Source organism: Phenylobacterium sp. LH3H17 (genome assembly GCF_024298925.1).
GTDB lineage: Bacteria > Pseudomonadota > Alphaproteobacteria > Caulobacterales > Caulobacteraceae > Phenylobacterium.
Genome location: NZ_CP101283.1, coordinates 2,354,884 through 2,374,165, shown reverse-complemented (window position 1 = coordinate 2,374,165; position 19,282 = coordinate 2,354,884). Strand labels below are relative to the sequence as shown.

16 protein-coding genes are annotated in these 19,282 nt (G+C 67.5%); 8 read left to right on the top strand and 8 right to left on the bottom strand.

Going from position 1 to position 19,282, the window contains the following annotated elements; genetic code table 11:
- Positions 1-47 precede the first annotated feature (47 nt).
- Entirely contained in the window at positions 48-1,226 is a 1,179-nt protein-coding gene (locus tag M9M90_RS11785; protein WP_254833430.1) for a Yip1 family protein, read from the top strand.
- A gap of 61 nt (positions 1,227-1,287) precedes the next feature.
- Here M9M90_RS11785 and alr read toward each other — a convergent pair whose 3' ends face one another.
- The 7 genes from alr to M9M90_RS11750 form a co-directional block, all read right to left on the bottom strand.
- Complete coding sequence (gene alr / locus M9M90_RS11780) at positions 1,288-2,358, bottom strand: alanine racemase (protein ID WP_254833429.1); 1,071 nt, start codon at positions 2,356-2,358, stop codon at positions 1,288-1,290.
- 19 nt (positions 2,359-2,377) lie between these two features.
- Positions 2,378-3,871: a replicative DNA helicase gene (locus M9M90_RS11775; RefSeq protein WP_254833428.1), complete on the bottom strand. Its 1,494-nt coding sequence runs from the start codon at positions 3,869-3,871 to the stop codon at positions 2,378-2,380.
- A gap of 163 nt (positions 3,872-4,034) precedes the next feature.
- Positions 4,035-6,515, bottom strand: a complete 2,481-nt coding sequence (locus M9M90_RS11770) for a TonB-dependent siderophore receptor (protein WP_254833427.1) — start codon at positions 6,513-6,515, stop codon at positions 4,035-4,037.
- A 231-nt stretch (positions 6,516-6,746) separates the two neighbouring features.
- Positions 6,747-7,334 carry a 50S ribosomal protein L9 gene (rplI, locus tag M9M90_RS11765; protein ID WP_254833426.1) on the bottom strand — a complete coding sequence of 196 codons (588 nt, stop codon included), beginning with the start codon at positions 7,332-7,334 and terminating at the stop codon, positions 6,747-6,749.
- A 13-nt stretch (positions 7,335-7,347) separates the two neighbouring features.
- Positions 7,348-7,614: a 30S ribosomal protein S18 gene (gene rpsR / locus M9M90_RS11760; RefSeq protein ID WP_254833425.1), complete on the bottom strand. Its 267-nt coding sequence runs from the start codon at positions 7,612-7,614 to the stop codon at positions 7,348-7,350.
- A complete protein-coding gene (gene rpsF, locus M9M90_RS11755) occupies positions 7,614-8,039 on the bottom strand; it encodes a 30S ribosomal protein S6 (RefSeq protein WP_254833424.1) in 426 nt (141 codons plus the stop codon). Before rpsF ends, rpsR begins: the two co-directional genes overlap by 1 nt.
- Before the next feature lie 215 nt (positions 8,040-8,254).
- Entirely contained in the window at positions 8,255-8,803 is a 549-nt protein-coding gene (locus tag M9M90_RS11750) for a peroxiredoxin (protein ID WP_254833423.1), read from the bottom strand.
- A 203-nt stretch (positions 8,804-9,006) separates the two neighbouring features.
- Between M9M90_RS11750 and cpaB the strand changes: the two genes are divergently transcribed.
- Genes cpaB through M9M90_RS11715 form a run of 7 tightly spaced genes read left to right on the top strand, consistent with a single transcriptional unit; the run spans position 9,007 to position 16,690 of the window.
- A complete protein-coding gene (cpaB, locus tag M9M90_RS11745; RefSeq protein ID WP_254833422.1) occupies positions 9,007-9,855 on the top strand; it encodes a Flp pilus assembly protein CpaB in 849 nt (282 codons plus the stop codon).
- Positions 9,855-11,183: a type II and III secretion system protein family protein gene (locus M9M90_RS11740; protein WP_254833421.1), complete on the top strand. Its 1,329-nt coding sequence runs from the start codon at positions 9,855-9,857 to the stop codon at positions 11,181-11,183. The genes cpaB and M9M90_RS11740 overlap by 1 nt, the downstream gene beginning before the upstream one ends.
- A 31-nt stretch (positions 11,184-11,214) precedes the next feature.
- Positions 11,215-12,390 carry a hypothetical protein gene (locus tag M9M90_RS11735; RefSeq protein WP_254833420.1) on the top strand — a complete coding sequence of 392 codons (1,176 nt, stop codon included), beginning with the start codon at positions 11,215-11,217 and terminating at the stop codon, positions 12,388-12,390.
- On the top strand, positions 12,390-13,769 hold the full coding sequence (locus M9M90_RS11730; protein WP_254833419.1) for a CpaF family protein: 1,380 nt from the start codon (positions 12,390-12,392) through the stop codon (positions 13,767-13,769). The genes M9M90_RS11735 and M9M90_RS11730 overlap by 1 nt, the downstream gene beginning before the upstream one ends.
- Positions 13,769-14,728 carry a type II secretion system F family protein gene (locus M9M90_RS11725; RefSeq protein ID WP_254833418.1) on the top strand — a complete coding sequence of 320 codons (960 nt, stop codon included), beginning with the start codon at positions 13,769-13,771 and terminating at the stop codon, positions 14,726-14,728. Before M9M90_RS11730 ends, M9M90_RS11725 begins: the two co-directional genes overlap by 1 nt.
- Position 14,729: 1 nt before the next feature.
- Positions 14,730-15,689, top strand: coding sequence for a type II secretion system F family protein (locus tag M9M90_RS11720; protein WP_254833417.1), 960 nt, complete (start codon positions 14,730-14,732; stop codon positions 15,687-15,689).
- Between the two features lie 41 nt (positions 15,690-15,730).
- Positions 15,731-16,690, top strand: coding sequence for a phosphoribosylaminoimidazolesuccinocarboxamide synthase (locus tag M9M90_RS11715; protein WP_254833416.1), 960 nt, complete (start codon positions 15,731-15,733; stop codon positions 16,688-16,690).
- A 10-nt stretch (positions 16,691-16,700) separates the two neighbouring features.
- Here the strand turns inward: M9M90_RS11715 and M9M90_RS11710 are convergent, their stop codons facing one another.
- Entirely contained in the window at positions 16,701-19,079 is a 2,379-nt protein-coding gene (locus tag M9M90_RS11710) for a TonB-dependent receptor (RefSeq protein WP_254833415.1), read from the bottom strand.
- Positions 19,080-19,282: the final 203 nt, after the last annotated feature.

The window sequence follows — 19,282 nt, the reverse complement described above, 5'->3', positions numbered from 1 at the left end:
CGCAATTTAGGGATTGGACTGGGGCTTTTACAGGCTGGGAGGCGTCTATGAGCGCAGTTGAACCGGGGTCCGCCGCGTCGGGACTCGTCGAGCGTGCGAAATCCATACTGCTGCAGCCTTCGGCCACCTGGGCTGTGATCGACGACGAGCCGGCGACGATCGGGGGGCTCTACAAGGGCTATGCCATCCCCCTGGCCCTGATCCCGGCGGTGGCCGGCCTGATCGGCGCCATCGTCTTCGGCTACGGGATGTTCGGCATCAACTACAAGCCGACGATCCTCTCGGCCCTGGTCGGCGCGGTGGTGAACTTCGGTATCGCCCTTGCCAGCGTCTACCTCCTGGCCCTGATCATCGATGGCCTGGCCCCCAGCTTCGGCGGGACGAAGAACCAGATCCAGGCGTTCAAGGTCGCGGTCTATGCCAGCACCGCAAGCTGGCTGGCGGGGATCTTCATGATCTATCCCCCGCTAGGCATCCTGGGCCTGCTCGGCCTCTACAGCCTGTTCCTGCTCCACAGGGGCCTGCCCATCCTGATGAAGGCGCCCCAGGAGAAGGCGACGACCTACACCGTGGTGGTGGTCATCGCCGCTATCGTGCTGGCGATCATCGCCGCGGCGATCCTCAGCCCGATCCGCAGCCTGGGACAGGGGTCGGGCCTGATGGCCGACCACAGCGCCGGAACCGTCACCTTCGGAGGCAACAAGGTCGACGTCGGCAAGCTGGAGGAAGCCTCGAAGAAGATGGAGGCCGCCGCCAAGCAGATCGAGAGCGGGGAGGGGCCGCCGTCCACTGATCCCAGCCTGCTGAAGGCCTATCTGCCGGCCGACGTGGCGGGTTTCACCCGGACCGAGGTCACCACGGGCTCTGGCGGCGCCGGCGGCGTCACAGGCTCGCAGGCCGAAGGCATCTACACCAAGGGCGACGCGAGCATCCGGCTCAGCGTCACAGACCTGGGCGCGGCGGGCGCCCTGGCCGGCATGGCCGGGGCCTTCAACGTCCAGTCGTCCACCGAGAGCGACGGCAAGTATGAGAAAGTCGGCAAGGTCGACGGCCGCATGACCACCGAATCCTACAACGCCACCTCGAAGCACGGCGAGTACAGCGTCCTGGTCGGCGACCGGTTCATGGTCGCCGCCGAGGGCGACGGCGTCCGCATCGAGGAGCTGAAGGCCGCCGTGGCCTCGGTCGGTCCGGCTCGGCTGGAGGCGCTGGCCAAGAAGGGCTAGCGCGCTTCGGGTTATACGAGCCATCATCCAGGCTCGTCATGGCCGGGCGTCGCGTGACGGCTTAGCGCTGCCCCAGATAGACCCGCTCGGCCCGCCCGCCGAGGCGCACGAGGCATTCGTGCGCCACGGTGCCGGCCGCCGCGGCTAGATCGTCCAGCAGGACATGAGGCCCCAGCAGCTCGACCATGTCGCCAGGGTTGGCTTGGGCGTCGCCGATCTCGATAGCGATCAGGTCCATGGTGATGATCAGAACTTTGCGCAGCGCGCCGGCGAACCAGGCCTGGCTGCGGCCCATGGCGCAGCGGATCAGCCCGTCGGCATAACCCGCCGCAACCACGGCGATGCGGCTGTCGGTTTCGACGATCGTCTTGGAGCCGTAGCCGATCATCTCGCCGGCCTCGACCTGGCGCAGATAGAGGATCGGCGCCTCATAGGTCGCCACGGACTTCAAACGTGCGTCTGGCCGCTCCTCGGGACCGCCGCCATAAAGGCTGATCCCCGGCCGGACGAGGTCGAAATGATAGACATGCCCCAGCGCGATGCCCGCGGAGGCCGCGAAACTCGCGCGCGCGTGGGGAAACAACGGCCGCACCGAGGCGAAGGCGTCGAGCTGGGCGGCGCTGCGAGGATCGGCCGGGTCAGTGGCTGAACCCAGGTGGCTCATGATCGTCTCGACGCGCAGTCCCGGCGGCAGGGTTGCCGCCAGGTCCCGGGCCTCCGCCCCCGTGAGCCCCTGCCGGTTCATGCCGGTGTCGACCTGGATGGCGACGGGTCCGGCGAAGGTGCTCGCTGACTCGATCTGCGCCAGGCTGGAGAGCACGGGCGTTAGGTTCGCCGCCGTCAGGCGCGGTCCGGTCCCCGGCGTGAAGCCGTCCAACACATGGATGGTGGCCGGCCGTTCTGGCCCGAGGCCTGCGCGCAGGGCCTCGCCCTCGCTCAAACGGGCCACGAAGAAAGCCCGAGCGCCTTCGGTCCACAGGCGCCTGGCCACGGGAACGGCGCCCAGGCCGTAGCCGTCGGCCTTGACCACCGGCGCGGGCTCCGCGCCCGGGGCCAGGTCGCGTAGCACGGCGTAATTTTGGGCGAGCGCGTCGAGATCGATGGTCAGGCGCGCGGAGGAGGGAGCAGGCATCGTCGCTCCCATAACCGGTTTAGTGCGCGTTGTAGAATCCCTCGCGGGCGAGGTTCCCGAACTTGGTGATGTCGGCGTTGAAGGACAGTTTCACCGTGCCGATCGGGCCGTGGCGCTGCTTGCCGATGATCACCTCGGCCATGCCCGCCACCTGGTCCATCTGCTCCTGCCAGGTCAGGTGCTCGGGCGTGCCTTCGCGTGGCTCCGTCCGGCCCAGATAGTATTCCTCGCGATAGACGAACATCACCATGTCGGCGTCCTGCTCGATGGAGCCGGATTCCCGCAGGTCGCTGAGCTGGGGCTTTTTGTCCTCACGGTTCTCAACCTGACGCGAGAGCTGGCTAAGCGCGATGATCGGCACCGATAGCTCCTTGGCCAGGGATTTCATGGACTGGGTGATCATCGAGACTTCCTGCACCCGGTTGTCGTTCTTGCCCGTGCCGTCGCCGCCGGTGACCAGCTGCAGGTAGTCGATCACGATCAGGTCCAGCCCGCTGGTCCGCTTCAGGCGCCGCGCCCGGGCGGCCAGCTTGGCGATGGTGATGCCGCCGGTGGCGTCGATGAACAGCGGCGCGTCCTGGATCTCCAACGCTGCGTCACGGATCCGACCGAACTCCAGGGCGGTGATCTCGCCCTTACGCAGCCGGTCGCCGGAAACCCCGGAAACTTCGGCCAACAGGCGCATGGCCAGCTGTTCGGCCGACATTTCCAGCGAGAAGAAGGCCACGACCCCGCCGGAGACGGTCTTCTTCGAGCCGTCCGGCTGCGGCTCCCAGGCGAAGTGGCGCGCCACGTCGAAGGCGATATTACAGGCCAGCGCCGTCTTCCCCATCGAGGGACGGCCGGCCAGGATCACCAGGTCGGAAGGGTGCAACCCGCCCATCTTCTTGTCGAGGTCGATCAGCCCCGTGGAGATCCCGGCCAGGCCGCCGTCGCGGGCGTGGGCCTCGGCGGCCATGGTGACGGCGCCATGCAGCGCGTCGGCGAATGGGATGAAGCCCTGATTGACCGAACCGGTCTCAGCCAGGCTGAACAGCTGCTGCTCGGCCGCCTCGATCTGGTCGCGGGCCGAGCGCTCGGCGTCCGGTTGGGCGGCGGTGGTGGAAATGTCGCCGCCGATGCGGATCAAGTCGCGGCGCAGGGCCAGGTCATAGATGACCCGCGAATAGTCGTTGGCGTTGGCCGAGGGCGGCGCCCGGTCCACCAGGTCGGCGAGGTAGCGCACCCCGCCCAGCTCCTCGAAGGCCGCGTCGCGGCTGAACTGCTCGGCCAGCAGGATCGGCTCGGCCAGCTGCCCCTTGCGGACCGCGGTCTCGACAGCGGCGAACAGCCGCTGGTGGAAGGGCTCGTAGAAGTGGCGCGCCTGCAGGTAGTCACCGATCCGCTCGAAGGCGGCGTTGTCGTACAGCACCGCGCCCAGCAGGGCCTGTTCGGCCTCGACATTGGCCGGGGCGTGCGGGATCGCCGCATCGTTGTGGGCGGGGCGAAGGTCGAGGGCGGGAACGAGGGCCATGGGTTACCGATAGCTTGTCGGCACGGTGGCTTGCACTGTGGCGCATTGGCTGTTGGCCGTCCGCTAACAGGAATTCCGCCGACCTGTGGACAAGCCTGAAACGAAACGACGCCGGACCGTAGTCCCGCGTCGCGTCAGTTCCGGTCGTAGGGGCCCTAGGGTCCTACCAGGTATAGGCGACCCGGCCGTAGAGGTAGCGGCCCGAGCGGCCGAACGGCGCATAGTTCGAGAAGGGCGTATTGGAGGTGGTGTTGAGGATCGGCGGAGAACCCGTCGGGTACTCGTCGAACACATTGTCCGCACCCACCGAGACGCGCACCTTATCGGTGACGTTCCAGCGGCCTTCCAGGTCAACCACGACCTTGGCCTTCAACGTCAGGTCGAGGGCCGCCGTGGTGCCGGGGCTGAGAACCTCGCCGTAGCGGGTGGCCCGCACCGTCGCGCCGAACTTGTCGAGGGTCCAGTCCACCGAACCCGTGAACTTGGACTCCGGCGAGCCCTTCTCGAAGGTCAGGACGTTCACCCGGTCGAACAGCACTGGGGCGGGGTTGAGCGCCGCGAGCTGGGCGGTGGCCGGGACCTTGGTCACATCGGTGGAGTTGAAGTTCGCGCCGAGGGTGAAGGCGAAGGTCCCCATCGCCTCGGTGTCTTGCTTGAAGTTGGCGATGATGTCGACGCCCTGGGTCTCGGTGTCGACGCCGTTGATGAAGAAGCGTCCGCCGCCCACGGCGACGAAGCCCTGCGAGACCAGATAGGCGCGCACGTTCGCCTGGGTCAGGTTTTCCGACAGGACGATGCGGTCCTCGATGTCGATGCGATAGGCGTCGATCGTCAGGTTGACCCGGCCGAGGCGGAAGACCGCGCCGATCGCGTAGTTGACCGACTTCTCGGCGTCGAGGGGTTTGGCGCCCAGGGCCGCCGCCACCGGATCCGTCGCCGGGAAGGTGGTGATGTCGAAGGGCACGCCATTGATGAAGTTCGTCGAGGTGGTCGAGAAGAACTGCTGCTGCAGGGAGGGCGCCCGGAAGCCGTTCTGGATCGAGCCGCGCAAGGCGAAGTTCTCGGTGAAGTCATAGCGCGCGGCGAACTTGCCGGTCACCGTCTCGCCGAAGTCGGAATAGGACTCGGCCCGGACCGCGGCGGACATCAGCAGCTCGTCGGTGACGTTGGCTTCGAGGTCCAGATACAGGCCCACCGAGGTGCGGTCCTGGTCAACCTCGTTGGATGGGCGGAAGCCCGGGAAAACCTGCGCGCCAGAGGGGGTCGGGGCGCCGTTCAGCAGGGCGCCGCCATTACGGTAGGAGTCAGGCTCGCCCGCATGGATCTCGTAGCCCTCCTTCCGCCATTCCAGGCCGGCGGCGACGTTCAGCGGCGAGGCGAGGCCCACATCGTATGTCCGCACGCCCGAAACATTGAGGACGAGCTGGTTGTACTCGAACCCGCCGGCGTTGAAGACCGTCTTGCTGCTGGGGCCGATGGACCGGTTCAGCGTGTCGCGGATCACGAAATCCATCTCGTTGGAGCCGTAGACCAGCGAGATGTCGGTGTCCCAGCTGCCCAGCTTGGACTTCGCGCCGCCGGCGACCGAGAAGTCCTCGACGGTCGGATTGATCAGCGGCAGGAAGCCGTCAGGATAGATGGAGACGATGTTGCGGTCGTCGAGCGAGCGACGGAAGAAGCCCGCGGAGAGCGCCTCGCGGTTCTGGTAGCTGGCCCAGCCATAAAGGCTGGTGGTGTCGCTCACATCATAGCCGGCGTTGGCGAACAGCGAGTACTGCTTGACGTCCGGCTCGCCGAACCAGGCGTTGTAGCGGTCGAAGCTCGCCTCGCGCGGATCGAATGCGCCGCCCACAAGGGCGTACTGCTGGCGCCAGTCGGGCGCGGTGCGGATCGTCTTGTTCTGGTCAAGATATTCGGCGGCCAGGGTCAGGAAGCCGGACTCCCCAAGCGGCAGCCCGATCCAGCCCGAGAGGTTGATGGTCTCACCGTCGGTGCGGTCGTACTTGGCCTTGTCGGCCACGGTCCAGTTCGCGCCGGCCGGCGGCGAGGCGACCAGGGTCTTCACGGTGGTGACGCGCGCGCCGTAGGTGGCGGTCACGCCACCGCCGCTGTTGGCTTCGCGCAGCCGCAGGTTCAGCACGCCGGCGATGGCGTCCGAACCGTATTGCGCCGAGGCGCCGTCGCGCAGGACCTCGATCGAGGAAACCATGGCCGAGGGGATGGTGTTCAGGTCGACCGACGAGGCGCCGCGACCGATGGTGCCGTTGAGGTTCACCAGCGAGGCCGAGTGGCGGCGCTTGGAGTTCACCAGGACCAGGGTCTGGTCCGGGGAGAGGCCGCGCAGGGTGGCCGGTCGGATGGTGTCGGTGCCGTCGGCCAGGCCGGGCCTGGGGAAGTTGAACGAGGGCAGGGAGACCGAGAGCGCCTGATTGACCTCGGTGACGCCAAGCTGGCTCAGCTCGGCGGCGCTGATGACGTCGACCGGCGCGGCTGTGTCGAGCACGGTGCGGTTTGCCGCGCGCGTGCCGGTGACGATGAATTCCTCGACCTCGGTGGCCGAGGCCTGTGTTTGGGCCATCGCTTGGCCGCCGGCGAGCAAAGTCGCGGCGGATGCCGTCGCGAGCAGGATGTAACGAGTGTTCATGAGTCCCCCAGGAATGCCCGCGGGCGCTCGGCCACGCTTAGGCGTCTAGGGTTTTGAAACTAGGGGTGTTTGCGGCCACCCGGTATGGCAAAACTGTCACAAAACCACGCAAACGCGACGCGTCGCTGCCCAGTTACTCGGCATCTATGGGGCAGTATCCAACGCGAGCAAAGAAAACGGCGCGGAACCCGGAGGTCCCGCGCCGCGGTCTTGGGTCTGGAAGGCGTCGACCTAGTGGTCGGCGCCGAAGTCCACGTCGTGCGAACCGGCGCCGCCGGCCGCCATGTCGGCGGCGGCTTCCTCGTCGGCGATCCGGTCTTCCTCAAACTGCGAGGTGATGACGTTCTCGCCGCGGGCCTGGCGTTCGGCTTCGTCCTGGCTGCGGGCGATGTTGATCGTCACCGTCACGACCACTTCGGCGTGCAGGCGGATCTTCACGGGGTGCATGCCCAGCGTCTTGATCGGCTTGTCGAGGGAGACCATCGAGCGGTCCACCTTGCCGCCGGCGCCGTTGACGATGTCGGCGACGTCGCGGCCGGTGACCGAACCGTAGAGCTGGCCGGTCTCGCCCGCCTGACGGATCAGGATGTAGGACGTGCCGTCCAGGGACTCGCCGGCCTTGCCGGCCTGGTCCTTGGCCTTGAGGTTGCGCGCCTCGATATCGGCGCGCTGGGCGTCGAAGACCTTCTTGTTGGCGCTGGTGGCCCGCAGGGCCTTGTGGCGCGGCAGCAGGTAGTTGCGAGCGTAGCCGTCCTTGACGGTGACTTCGTCGCCCAGGCCGCCACGGCCTTCGACTCGTTCGAGCAGAATGACTTTCATGTGCCTGGCTCCCTTACTTCACGACATAGGGGAGGAGGGCCAGGAAGCGGGCGCGCTTGATGGCCTTGGCCAGTTCACGCTGCTTCTTGGCCGACACCGCGGTGATGCGCGAGGGCACGATCTTGCCGCGCTCGGAGACGTAGCGCTGCAGCAGCTTCACGTCCTTGTAGTCGATCTTCGGGGCGTTGGCGCCGGAGAACGGGCAGACCTTGCGGCGGCGGAAGAACGGACGGCGCGCGGCGCCGGCGGCCGCGGGGGCCGTTGCGGTTTCGTCGGTCATCAGAAGCCCCCTTCTTTCGGAGCAAAGCCGCCATCTTTCGAGCCGAAGCCGCCGTCCTTCGAACCGAAGTCGTCGCGGCGCGGTTCGCGCTCACGATCGCGGTCGCGACGGGCGAGAACGGGCGAGAGCTCCAGGTCGAGTTCGTCGACGCGGATGGTCAGGTGACGCAGAACGTCTTCGTTCAGCGACAGCTGGCGCTCCATCTCCTTCACCGCCGGCGCCGGAGCGTCGATGGAGAGTAGGGAGTAGTGGCCCTTGCGGTTCTTCTTGATGCGGTAGGTGAGGTTGCGAAGGCCCCAGTACTCGATCTTGGCGACGGATCCGCCGCCTTCCTCGATCAAGGCCTTGAGGGTGTCATTAAGGGCTTCGGCCTGTTGCGGCGAAATATCTTGCCGCGAGATAACGACGTGCTCGTAGAGCGCCATGGTTTCCTTTTCCCATTTGGAGGGCGGCGCGTCCGGCGGCGGGTGACCGTCGGAAACGATGGATCTCAGGCGCGGCGGCCGGGAGTTTCCCGACCCTTTCGCGTTCCGGCTTGAGACCGCCTTCCGTGAAGAGGCGCGCTAGTACGGGAAAACCGCTGTTTCGGCAAGGGATTTCACATACTCGCTCATCGCCGCGGGATGAGCGGTGTTTGCAGTTATTTCTTCGGATGCTTGGCGCGCCAGGCCTTCACGGCGGTCATCGTCTCGGTGACGTGATCGTTGGCGTTCAGGTTCGAATAGGCGTGCACCACCTCGCCGGCGGGCGAGATCACATAGGAGGTGCGGTCCGACAGGCCCGGCTTGATGGCCAGCTTGGAGTCGTACTGGCCGGCGATGACCGCGTTGGGGTCAGCCGCGACCGGGAACTTGCCCGAGCACTTCTCGGTATCGGCCGAGAAGGCGGCGAGTTTGTCGAGATTGCCCGAGGTGACGCCGATCACGGTCGCGCCCTGGGCCTTGAAGCCGTCGGTGGCCTCGGCGAACAGCCGGGCTTCCAGGTTGCAGCCTGCGGTGTCGGCGGCGGGGAAGAAGTACAGCACCACCGGCCCCTTCTTGCGCGCTTCGGCCAGGGAGAAGGTGATTGGCTTGCCCCCCTGATAGCCCCGGGCCGTGAAGTCCGGCGCCTTGGCGCCCGGCTTGAGCGCGGCGAGGGCCGGCGTGGCGGCGAAGGCCGCGAGCGCGGCGACGAGGGCGAGACGGTGCATGCGATTTTCTCCCAGTTGCGGTGATCATACGGCCGGCGCCCGGCTTTGTCTTCGTTGCGGGCGTGGGGTTTTCATCGCCGGGTGCACACAAGCGACTTGGCGAAGGCTGTTAACCTTTCTGAACATTCACTTACTTCGTTGAGGTTATCGCAATCGCTGCTCGGCTAACCCTCTGAATGTACGAAGCATCCAGGGGTGGGGCGTTGCGGGTAGTCACGATCGCAAGTTTGGGCGCCTCGGCGGCCCTTGGCCTAGGGGCCCTGGTGGTCGCCAAGGTGATGCTGCCGGCCCAGGGCAATGTCGCCCAGGCCGCAGGCCAGTCGCCGATGGCCAACGCCGTCTCGGTGGTCGTGGCCTCCCGCGCCATCAAGTACGGCGAGCGGCTGGACGCGGCGCGCCTGACCGTGGTGCGAATGCCGCGCGACGCCGCGCCGGCCGGCGCCTTCACCACAGTGGCCCAGGTGCTGGCCCAGGATCACGGCGGAGCGCCGGTGGCGCTCACCCCGATCGCCATCCGCGAGGCGGTTCTGCCCGCCAAGCTTTCCGGCCCCGGCGCGCGGCCCTCGGTCGCCGCGGAGATCGCCGACGGACTGCGGGCCTATACGATCAAGGTCTCCGATGTCTCGGGCGTGGGCGGCCACGCCCTGCCGGGCGACCGGGTCGATGTGGTGCTGATGCGCGACCTGTCGCCTGACGACACCCACAAGGTCATCGAATCCGAAGTGGTCATCCAGAACGCCCGCGTTCTCGGGGTCGATCTGAACGCTGATCCCACTTCCAACAAGCCCGCCAGCCCCAACACCGCCACCCTCGAGGTTAGCGTCAAGGACGCCCAGAAGCTGGCGGTCGCCGCCAGTCTCGGCGAGCTGTCTCTTGCCCTGCGCGCTTCGGGACAGGCTGAAATCGAAACCTTCGCCCCGCTCTCGACGCGCGACGTCGTCGGAGGCCCCGTTCAAAGCGCGCCGAGCGCGAGCTCGGCCCGTCCGCGACGCGCGGCGGCCCCATCCGCGCCGCGCTCGATCATCAAGATCGTCGAAGGAGAGGGCGCGTGATGTCGCGATCCAAGACCTCGGCCCGCGCGTTCTGCGCGGTGGCCGCCCTCATGACGGCCGCCCCTGCCTCGGCCGCGGAGTCGTTCGTCAGCGAGACCGCTCGCAGCCGCACCATCAATGTTCCCCGGAACAAGTCGCTGTCCTTCCGCCTGGACAGCCCGGCTTCCAAGATCGTGGTGGCCCAGCCCGAAACCGCCCAAATCGTCGCCACTACGGACCGCAGCTTCTATGTGCGCGGCAAGGCGCTGGGCTCCACGAACCTCCTCATCTACGGCGGCGGCGGTCAGCTGCAGGAAGTGATCGACGTGCGGGTCGGCTACGACGCCGAGGCGCTGGAGGCCGATCTCGCCGCGGCCCTGCCCGGCGAGGGCGTGAGGGTGCGCAACCTCGGCGAGGGCCTGTTGCTCACCGGGGAGGTCTCGACCACCGCCGCGGCTGGCCGCGCCAAGATCCTGGCCGACAGGTTCGCCCCCGAGGCGGTGACCACCGCCCTGACCGTGCGGGCCTCGCAGCAGGTGATCCTGGAAGTCCGCATCCTGGAGGCCAGCCGCTCGGCCCTGAAGGACGTGGGCTTCAACCTCACCGCCTCGAACGGCTCCTTCGCCCTGGCGACAGGCAGCGGCCTCATCGGCAACACCGCACCGCAGGGGGCCCTGCGGCTCTCCGGCTCGATCGGCTCGGCCAATGTCGACCTGACTCTGGCGGCCCTGGAGGAAAAGGGCGTGATCCGCACGCTCGCCCGGCCGAACCTCGTGGCCCTGTCCGGCCAGAAGGCGAGTTTCCTGGCTGGCGGTGAGTTCCCGTTCCCGGTGCCCGCCGGCCTCAACACCGTCAGCATCGAATTCCGTGAGTTCGGCGTGAAGCTCAACTTCCTGCCGACCGTCCAGGACAACGGCCTGATCCGTCTGCAGGTCGCGCCCGAGGTCAGCCAGCTCGACCACAACAACAACCTCCGCATCCAGGGCTTCGAGATTCCCAGCCTGGTGGTCCGCCGCACCGACACCACCATTGAGCTGAAGGACGGCGAGGCCTTCGCGGTCGCGGGCCTGTTCCAGCAGGACTACGTCAACCAGGTCCGTCAGCTCCCGGGTGTCGGCGAGGTTCCGGTCCTGGGGTCGCTGTTCCGCTCGGCGCGCTGGCGCCGCGCCGAGACCGAGCTGGTGATCATCGTGACGCCGAGGCTGGCCACCTCCGCCGACCTTGCCCCAGGAAACCAACCCGACCCCTTCAAGGGGCAGGAGGCCAGCGCCATCGACCTGATCCTCGAAGGCAAGGCCCTGGACCAGCCGATGACCGCGCCGGTAAGCGCCAAGTCGCCCCGGGGATGACCCTCATGCAGTGTGTAGCGAGACCTCGCGGATGACCCATTGGAGCCTGCTTGGCCGACGCGTCCTGGCCATTGGGACGACGCTGGCGCCCCTGGCGCGCGGGCCGCTGTTCGGCGCGGCCTTCGAACTGGCGGGCGTGGAGCGTCTCGTCGATCTCCAGCCGGCCACGGTCGACCTGATCCTGATCGACGCGGACGCCGCCGACCCCGCGATTCTGGGCGAGGCCATAGCCGGCCTCGCGGCGATGGCCAACGCGCCTCCGACCTTGCTGGTGGGCCAGCGCCTGCCCGCCAACCTGGTTCGCGCCCTCATGCGAATCAAACATTCCGACGTGCTGGAGGAGCCGTTCTCCGATGAGCAGCTGCAGGCGGCCGTCTACACCCTGCTCGACGGCGCGGCGCAGGAACCGGCGGTGTCGCCTGGGCAGGGATCGCGGTGCTGGGCGGTGGTCGGCGCGGTCGGCGGCGCCGGGGCCACGACCCTCGCCATCGAGATCGCCAGCGCCCTCGCGGGCCGCACCACCAAGGAGCAGGGGGTCTGCCTGATCGACCTGCACCTCGCCGATGGCGCGGCCTCCGCCTACCTGGCGGCGTCGCCGGCCATGGGCCTGGCCCAGTTCGGCCCGGCGGCAGAGCGGATGGACGCGGCCCTGCTGGCCGCCTTCACCACCCCGGTCGCCAAGGGACTGGACATGCTGGCCTGTCCACGCGACCCGATGGCCTTCGATCAGATCTCCCGCGAGGCGGTGCTGCGCATCCTGGAGATCGCTTGCGAGGCCTACGAGTTCGTGATCATCGACATGCCGCGCCATCGGCGATCCTGGTCTCTGGAGGTGCTGTCCGGCACCGACGAGGTGCTGGTGATCTCCGAGCTCACCGTGCCGGCCCTGCTGGCCGCCCGGTCGCTCTCGGAAGAGATCGAGACTGCGCTGCCGGTGGGCCGCAAGACCCGCATCGTGCTGAACCGCCTGGCTGGTCGCATGTTTGGCCCCACGCCGTCGACGGCGGAGGCCGAGCGGGCGCTGGAGCGCAAGACCGAGGCCAGCATCAGCTCCGACTGGGAGGCCGCCGCCGCCTCGGTCAATCTGGGCGGGCCGATCAGCCAGTACCGGCCCAAGTCCAAGATCGTGCGCGATGTGGCCGTACTCATCGACCGTCTGCTGGGCGTGACCGACCGTCGCGCCGGCTGGTCCCGGAGAGCCGCCTGATGGGCCGCTTCAACATCACCCGTCCCGCCGCGCCCGCGGCGATCGATCCGGATATCCCCGAGCCGCCCCCGCCGCCGCCGGAGCCCTCCGCCCAGCGGGTGTCGGAAAACAAGATGCTGGACGTGAAGATGAAACTTCACGCCCGGCTGATCGAGGAGTTGGACCTCTCCAAGCTGGAGAGGCTGGCGGACGGCGAGCTGCGCAAGCAGGTCATGTCCCTGGTCGCCGACTTCGCTCGCGACGAGCGCCTGGTGCTCAACACCGCCGAACTGGAGGAACTGGGCGCCTCGGTGCACGACGAGATGGTGGGTCTTGGCCCCATCGAGCCGCTGCTCAAGGACGACAGCGTCAACGACATCCTGATCAACGGGCCGTTCCAGGTCTATGTGGAGCGCCGCGGCGAACTGGAACCGACCCCGGTCAGGTTCCGCGACAACGACCACCTGCTGCGTATCGTCAATCGCATCGTCGCCGGCGTGGGTCGCCGGATCGACGAGAGCTCGCCCATGGTCGACGCCCGCCTGCCGGACGGCAGCCGGGTCAATGCCGCCATCTTCCCGGTGGCGATCGACGGCGCCTGTGTTTCGATCCGGAAGTTCTCCAAGAAGCCCTACACCCTGGAAAAGCTGGTGGATGTCGGGGCAATGCCCCAGTGCGTCGCCGATTTCCTGCACGGGGCGATCAAGGCGCGGGTCTCGACCGTGATCTCGGGCGGCACCGGCTCGGGCAAGACCACCATGCTCAACGCCCTGTCGGCGGCAATCAGCCATGGCGAACGCCTGATCACCATCGAGGACGCCGCCGAGCTCCAGATGCAGCAGCCTCACGTGGTGCGCATGGAGACCCGGCCGCCGAACATCGAGGGTAAGGGCGAGATCCGCCAGCGCGAGCTGGTCAAGAACGCCCTGCGCATGCGTCCCGACCGGGTGATCCTGGGCGAGGTGCGCGGCGAGGAGGCGTTCGACATGCTCCAGGCCATGAACACAGGCCACGAGGGCTCAATGGCCACCATCCACGCCAATACCCCGCGCGACGCCATCACCCGCCTGGAGCAGATGGTGGCCATGTCCGGCATGCGGCTGACGCCCGAGAGCATGCGCGGTCAGATCGCTTCGGCGATCGGCATGATCGTCCAGGTGATGCGCCTGTCGGACGGCAAGCGGAAGGTTATGGCCGTAACCGAGATCACCGGCATGGAAGGCCAGGTGGTGCAGATGCAGGATATCTTCGTCTTCAATCGCACCCACACCACCGCCGATGGGATGGTGCATGGCGAATTCCGCGCGACCGGCCTGCGCCCGAAGTGCCTGGACGAGATGATCCGCCGCGGCATCGCCTATGACGTGGCCCACTTCGATCCCTCGCGGGCGTTGAGCTGATGGAAGTCGACGTTTCCTGGGTCTATCTGATCCTGGTGTTCGCCGCGGTGTTCGCCGCGGTCCAGGCGACGATCGGCCTGGCCCGCACCGCCCAGCAGAAGCGCAAGGTTAACCGCCGCCTGCTGATCGCCGAGCGCACCGCCGGTATCGCCGAGCTGGTGGTCGAGCTGCGAAAGCAGCGAGGCCTGAACGCCTCGGGCGACGCCAAGGGCGGGTGGCTCTGGCTGGGCGCCCTGATCGTCCGCTCCGGCGTGCCCTACGACGCCCGGCGCTGGCTGCTGGCCGTGCTCATCGCCGCCGTGGTCGGCGCTGCCCTGGCCTTCGTGGCGACCAGGAGCCTGATCGCAGCGCCGGTCGGCGTCCTGGTCGCGGGTCTGGGCGGCCCGATAATGTTCCTCAAGGTCATGGCCGGACGCCGGTCGAAGGCGCTCGGCGAGCAGTTGCCGCAAGGCCTCGAGATCATCGTCCGCAGCCTGGAGGCGGGCCACCCGGTGCCCACGGCCATCGCCCTGGTGGGCCGGGAGATGTCCGACCCCATCGGTTCGGAGTTCGGCATGGCCGCAGACGAGATCGCCTATGGCGCCACCCTGGAGCAGGCGGTCGAGCGCATGTCCGTGCGGTGCCAGCATCCCGACGTCGACCTGTTCGCCGCCACCGTGCGCCTGCAGGAGCGGGCGGGGGGCAACCTGACGGGTCTGCTGAAACTCAACGCCAACACAGTGCGCGAGCGCCAGCGGATGCGCTTGAAGATCAAGGCGGCGACCTCCGAGGGCCGGGTCTCGGCGACCATCCTCAGCGCCGCGCCGCTGGTCGCAGCGGGCGCCATCACAATCATGGCGCCCGATTTCTATGGCGACGTGATCGACGAACCGGTCGTCCAGATCGCCCTGGCCGGTTTCGCTGTCTGGCTGGTGATCGGCAACCTCATCATGCGCAAGATGGTCGCCATGCGGATCTAGCATGGACACGCTTCAGCTCCAGAACCTGATCACCGGCGTGGCGCTGGTCCTGCTTTCGGTCGCCGCGGTCGGCGGGCTGCTCGTGCTGGCCGGCGAGGTGCGGGTGCGCTCCCAGCGCCGCGCCCGGTTCGAGGGTCCGGGCGCCGCGGGGCGGCCGGCGGCGGCGCACGGCGAGGTGCGCATCTTCGGCCACGTGATCGCCGGCGTGCGCCGCCTGGGCCAGCAGGCGGCGGTGAGCGACCCGTCCAAGGTCTCCGACGTGCGCATGCGGCTGATGCGGGCCGGCTACTTCAACCGCGACGCCGCCGTCTACTATCTGGGCGCGCGCGCCATCTCGCTGGCGCTCGCGACCATAGGCACGATCCTGCTGCTGCCGTTCGCCATGAAGGGCGGCGGCACCGGCCCGCTCAGCGTAGCCGGAGCGCTGTCGATCGTCGCCCTGCTTGGCCCCGACCGGTTCCTAAAGATCCGCCAGAAGGAGCGGGAGCTGGAATATTCCGACGGCTTCCCCGACCTGCTCGACCTGCTGGTCGCCTCGGTGGAGGCGGGCCTGTCCCTCGACGCCGCAGTGTCCCGGGTCTGCGACGAGCTCGCGCGGCGCTATCCGCGCCTGACTATCCACCTGCGGATGCTGACCCTGGAGCTTCGGGCCGGAAAGTCGCGCAAGGACGCCTGGCTGACCTTCGCCGACCGCCTTGGCATCGACGACGCCCGAGCGCTGGCCACTATGCTGCGCCAGGCCGAAGACATGGGCACCAGCCTGGGCGAGACGCTCACCATCTTCTCCAGCGACATGCGCCAGAAGCGGATGCTGCGGGCAGAGGAGAAGGCCCTGGCCCTGCCGGTCAAGCTGACCGTGCCGCTGATCCTGTTCATCTTCCCGTGCCTGCTCGGCGTGCTGCTGCTGCCCGCTGTGGTTCGCCTGTCGCAGACCTTCGGCAATGGCGGTCCGGTGAACTAGGACTTGTGGGGCGGGGCAGGGCCGGACGATAAGCTCGCCCCATGGATTCCTCCGCCCTGCGCCACGTCCTTCGCGACGCCGTCATTCCCGAGCTGCCGAACGCCTATTTCGGCAAGGTGCGGGACAATTACGACCTGCCCGACGGGCGGCGGATCATCATCGCCTCCGACCGGTTGAGCGCCTTCGACAGGATCCTGGCGGCCATCCCCTACAAGGGCCAGGTCCTGACCCAGACCGCCCGGTTCTGGTTCGAGAAGACGGCCGACATCTGCCCCAATCACGTGCTCGGCTACCCGGACCCGAACGTGGTGATCGGCAAGCGGCTGGACATCCTGCCGGTGGAGATCGTGGTCCGCGACTACCTGGCGGGAACCACCGGCACCTCGATCCTGACGCTCTACAAGCAGGGCCAGCGCCGAATGTACGGCCACGTCTTGCCCGACGGCCTCCGCGACAACCAGAAACTTCCGCATCCGATCATCACGCCGACCTCCAAGGCCTTCGACGGCGGCCACGACGAGCCGCTGACGCCCGAGGAGATCGTCGCCCAGGGCCTGCTCACCCAGGCCCAGTGGGACCAGCTCTCGACCTATGCCCTGGCCCTGTTCGCCCGGGGGCAGGAGATCGCGGCCAAGCGAGGCCTGATCCTGGTCGATACGAAGTACGAGTTCGGGACCGACGCCGACGGGACAATCATCCTGGCCGACGAGATCCACACCCCCGACTCCAGCCGCTACTGGATCGCCGGGAGCTACGAACAGCGCTTCGCCGCCGGCGAGCGGCCGGAGAGCTTCGACAAGGACTTCGTCCGCGCCTGGGTGGCGGAGCGCTGCGACCCCTACAAGGACCCGATCCCGGAGATCCCGGAGGCGATGATCCTGGAGACTTCGGAGGTCTATATCCGCGCCTTCGAGACCATCACCGGCCAGGCGTTCGAGCCGCCGAAGGGCGACGAACCCGTCCTGGAACGGATTCGCCGCAACCTCGCGCAGTTCTTCTAGCTAGCGCCTCCTAGAACGTCTGGCGCAGGGTCACGCCCACCGTCCGCGGCTGGTTGGTCTGGTAGCCGTAGCGGGCGCGCAGGCCGCGCTCCCGGTCGATGGAGAGCAAGGCCCGTTCGTCGGTGAGGTTCTGCACGAAGACCGCGGCCTCGAAATTGCCGAAGCGCGCGCCGCCGCGCAGGTTCACCACCTGATAGTCCGGCAGCTCCAGCGGGAAGCTCAGCGTCGATACGGTGGGCGCCCCGGTGCCGAACAGGGTGACGGTCCGCGGGTTGTTCTCCTGGTCGGAGATCTGCGTGAACCGGTCGCCGACATACTGCCATGTGAGGTTGGCGAAGGGGGTCCAGCCGCCTTGCAGTTCGTGTGCGTAGTTCAGGCTGAAGGCGGCTTGGAACTTCGGCACGGTAGGAAGGCGGTTGCCGTCGCGCAGGCCCTGGATCGGGGCGCCGGTCGCATCATTGACGCTCGACTTCAGCTTGGCGCTGTTCAAGGAGGCCGAGGCCGCCACGTCGAAATCGTCGGTAAGACGAAAGGCGAACTCCGCCTCGAGGCCGCTGGACTTGGCCTTCGGCACGTTGACGATCACTCGTGACGAGCAACTGCCGGCGTCTATGGTGGCCTGCAGGTTCTCGATGTCGGAATAGAAGGCCGCGACCGTGAGCGAACCGCGCCGTTCTGCGAACTCCGCCTTCATGCCCGCCTCGTAGTTCCAGACGGTTTCGTTGTCGAAGCTGGGCTTGGAGAGCGCGTTGAAGGTGGCGAAATCGGCGGCGCTGCAGAGGGGACGGTTCAGCGGATCGTTGATGCCGCCCAGCCGGAAGCCCTTCGACGCCTGGGCGTTGAAGGTGATGTCGTCGGTGGCCTTGTAGGCGACGATGACCCGCGGGGCGAAGTCGTCAGCCTCGGTGGCGCCCGGCACGCCGATGGTGGTGTCGGCGAAGATGCCGTCGAAGGTGAGGATGCGGTTTTCCTCATAGCTGGCGTAGCGGACGCCGGCGGTGACGTCCAAGCGCTCGTTCACCGTCCAGGTAGCTTCGCCGAACACCGCGTACTGCTTCTGCTTGTAGGGTACGGTCGAATAGTAGAGCGCGTCCTTCGGTGCGCGCGCGCCCGCGGTCGGAATCCCGGTCGCCGCCTCGAAGCCGGCCACATCCAGGATTTGGGAGTAGTCGCGATCGACATTGGAATAGAAGCCGCCGACCACCCACTGGAGCGGGCCATCGCCGTCCGAGGCCAGGCGCAGTTCCTGGGTGAACGACTTCACATTGGTTTCGTCATAGAGCGGCGCGTCGAGAGTGAAGACCGCTTCCGGCAGACCGATCGAGCCGCCGGTGATCGAGCCGGTCAGCGCTGTAGCGTCGCGCACCACCAGAACGTCGCGGTCCTGGAAGGTGGAGATCGAGGTGAGGGCCACGTCGCCGAAATCGTACCGGACGGTGACGTCGCCAAGCCGGAACTCGTCCTTGAACTTCTCCTGGAGCTGGGTGAACTGCTCCAGATCGCCCAAGGTCACCCGCGGGCGGGTCGTGGTGTATTGGTTGCCGAGGTAGTTGTAGACGTCGACCCGGTTGAAGCCATCGACATCGATGGTCTGGTAGATGATCCGCGGCGTGATGGTGAGGTTCTCGGTCGGCTGGAACAACAGTGAGGCCCGGAAGCCCAGGCGGCTGCCGCCGTTCACGTCCTCATTGGTCGCCCCGCCGGGTTGCACCGCGTCGATGAAGCCGGGGAAATCCGTGGCGAAGCCGACGATGCGCAGGGCCGCCTGTTCGGTCAGCGGGATATTGATCATGCCCTTCAGTTCGCCGCCGACCTCACCATGCCTGACGCTATTGACGGTCGCTTCCGCCGCGCCTTCCATCTCGGCGGTGTTGGGCTGGTTGGTGATGTAGCGCACCGTGCCCGACAAGGAGCCCGAGCCGTAGAGCGTGCCCTGGGGCCCCCGCAGCACCTCGACCCGGTTGAGGTCGAACAGATCGATGTCCGGGGTGAACAGCGATAGCGATATCACCGACTCGTCGAGATAGACCCCGACCTGTTCCTTGACGCCCGGCTGGTCGCGGACGATCTGGCCGGCGGAGATCCCGCGAATGGCCACCTGGCTCTGGCCAGGCCCCAGGTTCTGCACCGTGAAGCCGGCGATGTTGCGCGACAGTTCCTCGATATTGGTCGCGCCGCGCTCGCGCATCTTGGCTTCGCTGAGCGCATTGATCGAGAACGGCACGTCGATCAGGGCCTCGTCGCGCTTCCGCGCGGTGACGATCAGCTCTTCGACGTCGGTCTGGGCCATCGCGGCTGTCGCCGGCATGGCCATGATGATCGCGAGCAGGCTCGCCTGAGCCGCCGCGCACTGCGATTGTACGCCATGTTCGTCTTCTCCCGTTTTCACCCCGGTCTCGGCGCATCGCCGCGGATGCACGGCAGGGGTGTTATGGGGGGAGGTAATCCTGCTGCGCCGGGGACTGTCCAGCGCGATTGCGTCCCGGGCGCCGGCGGGTAAATCGTCCCAGGCGGGATTATTTTTCGCTCGATTACGCCCCGGAAGCGTTGCCGCAGCGAGTGTTGCGACCGCCCATCCTACGACCGGGGACC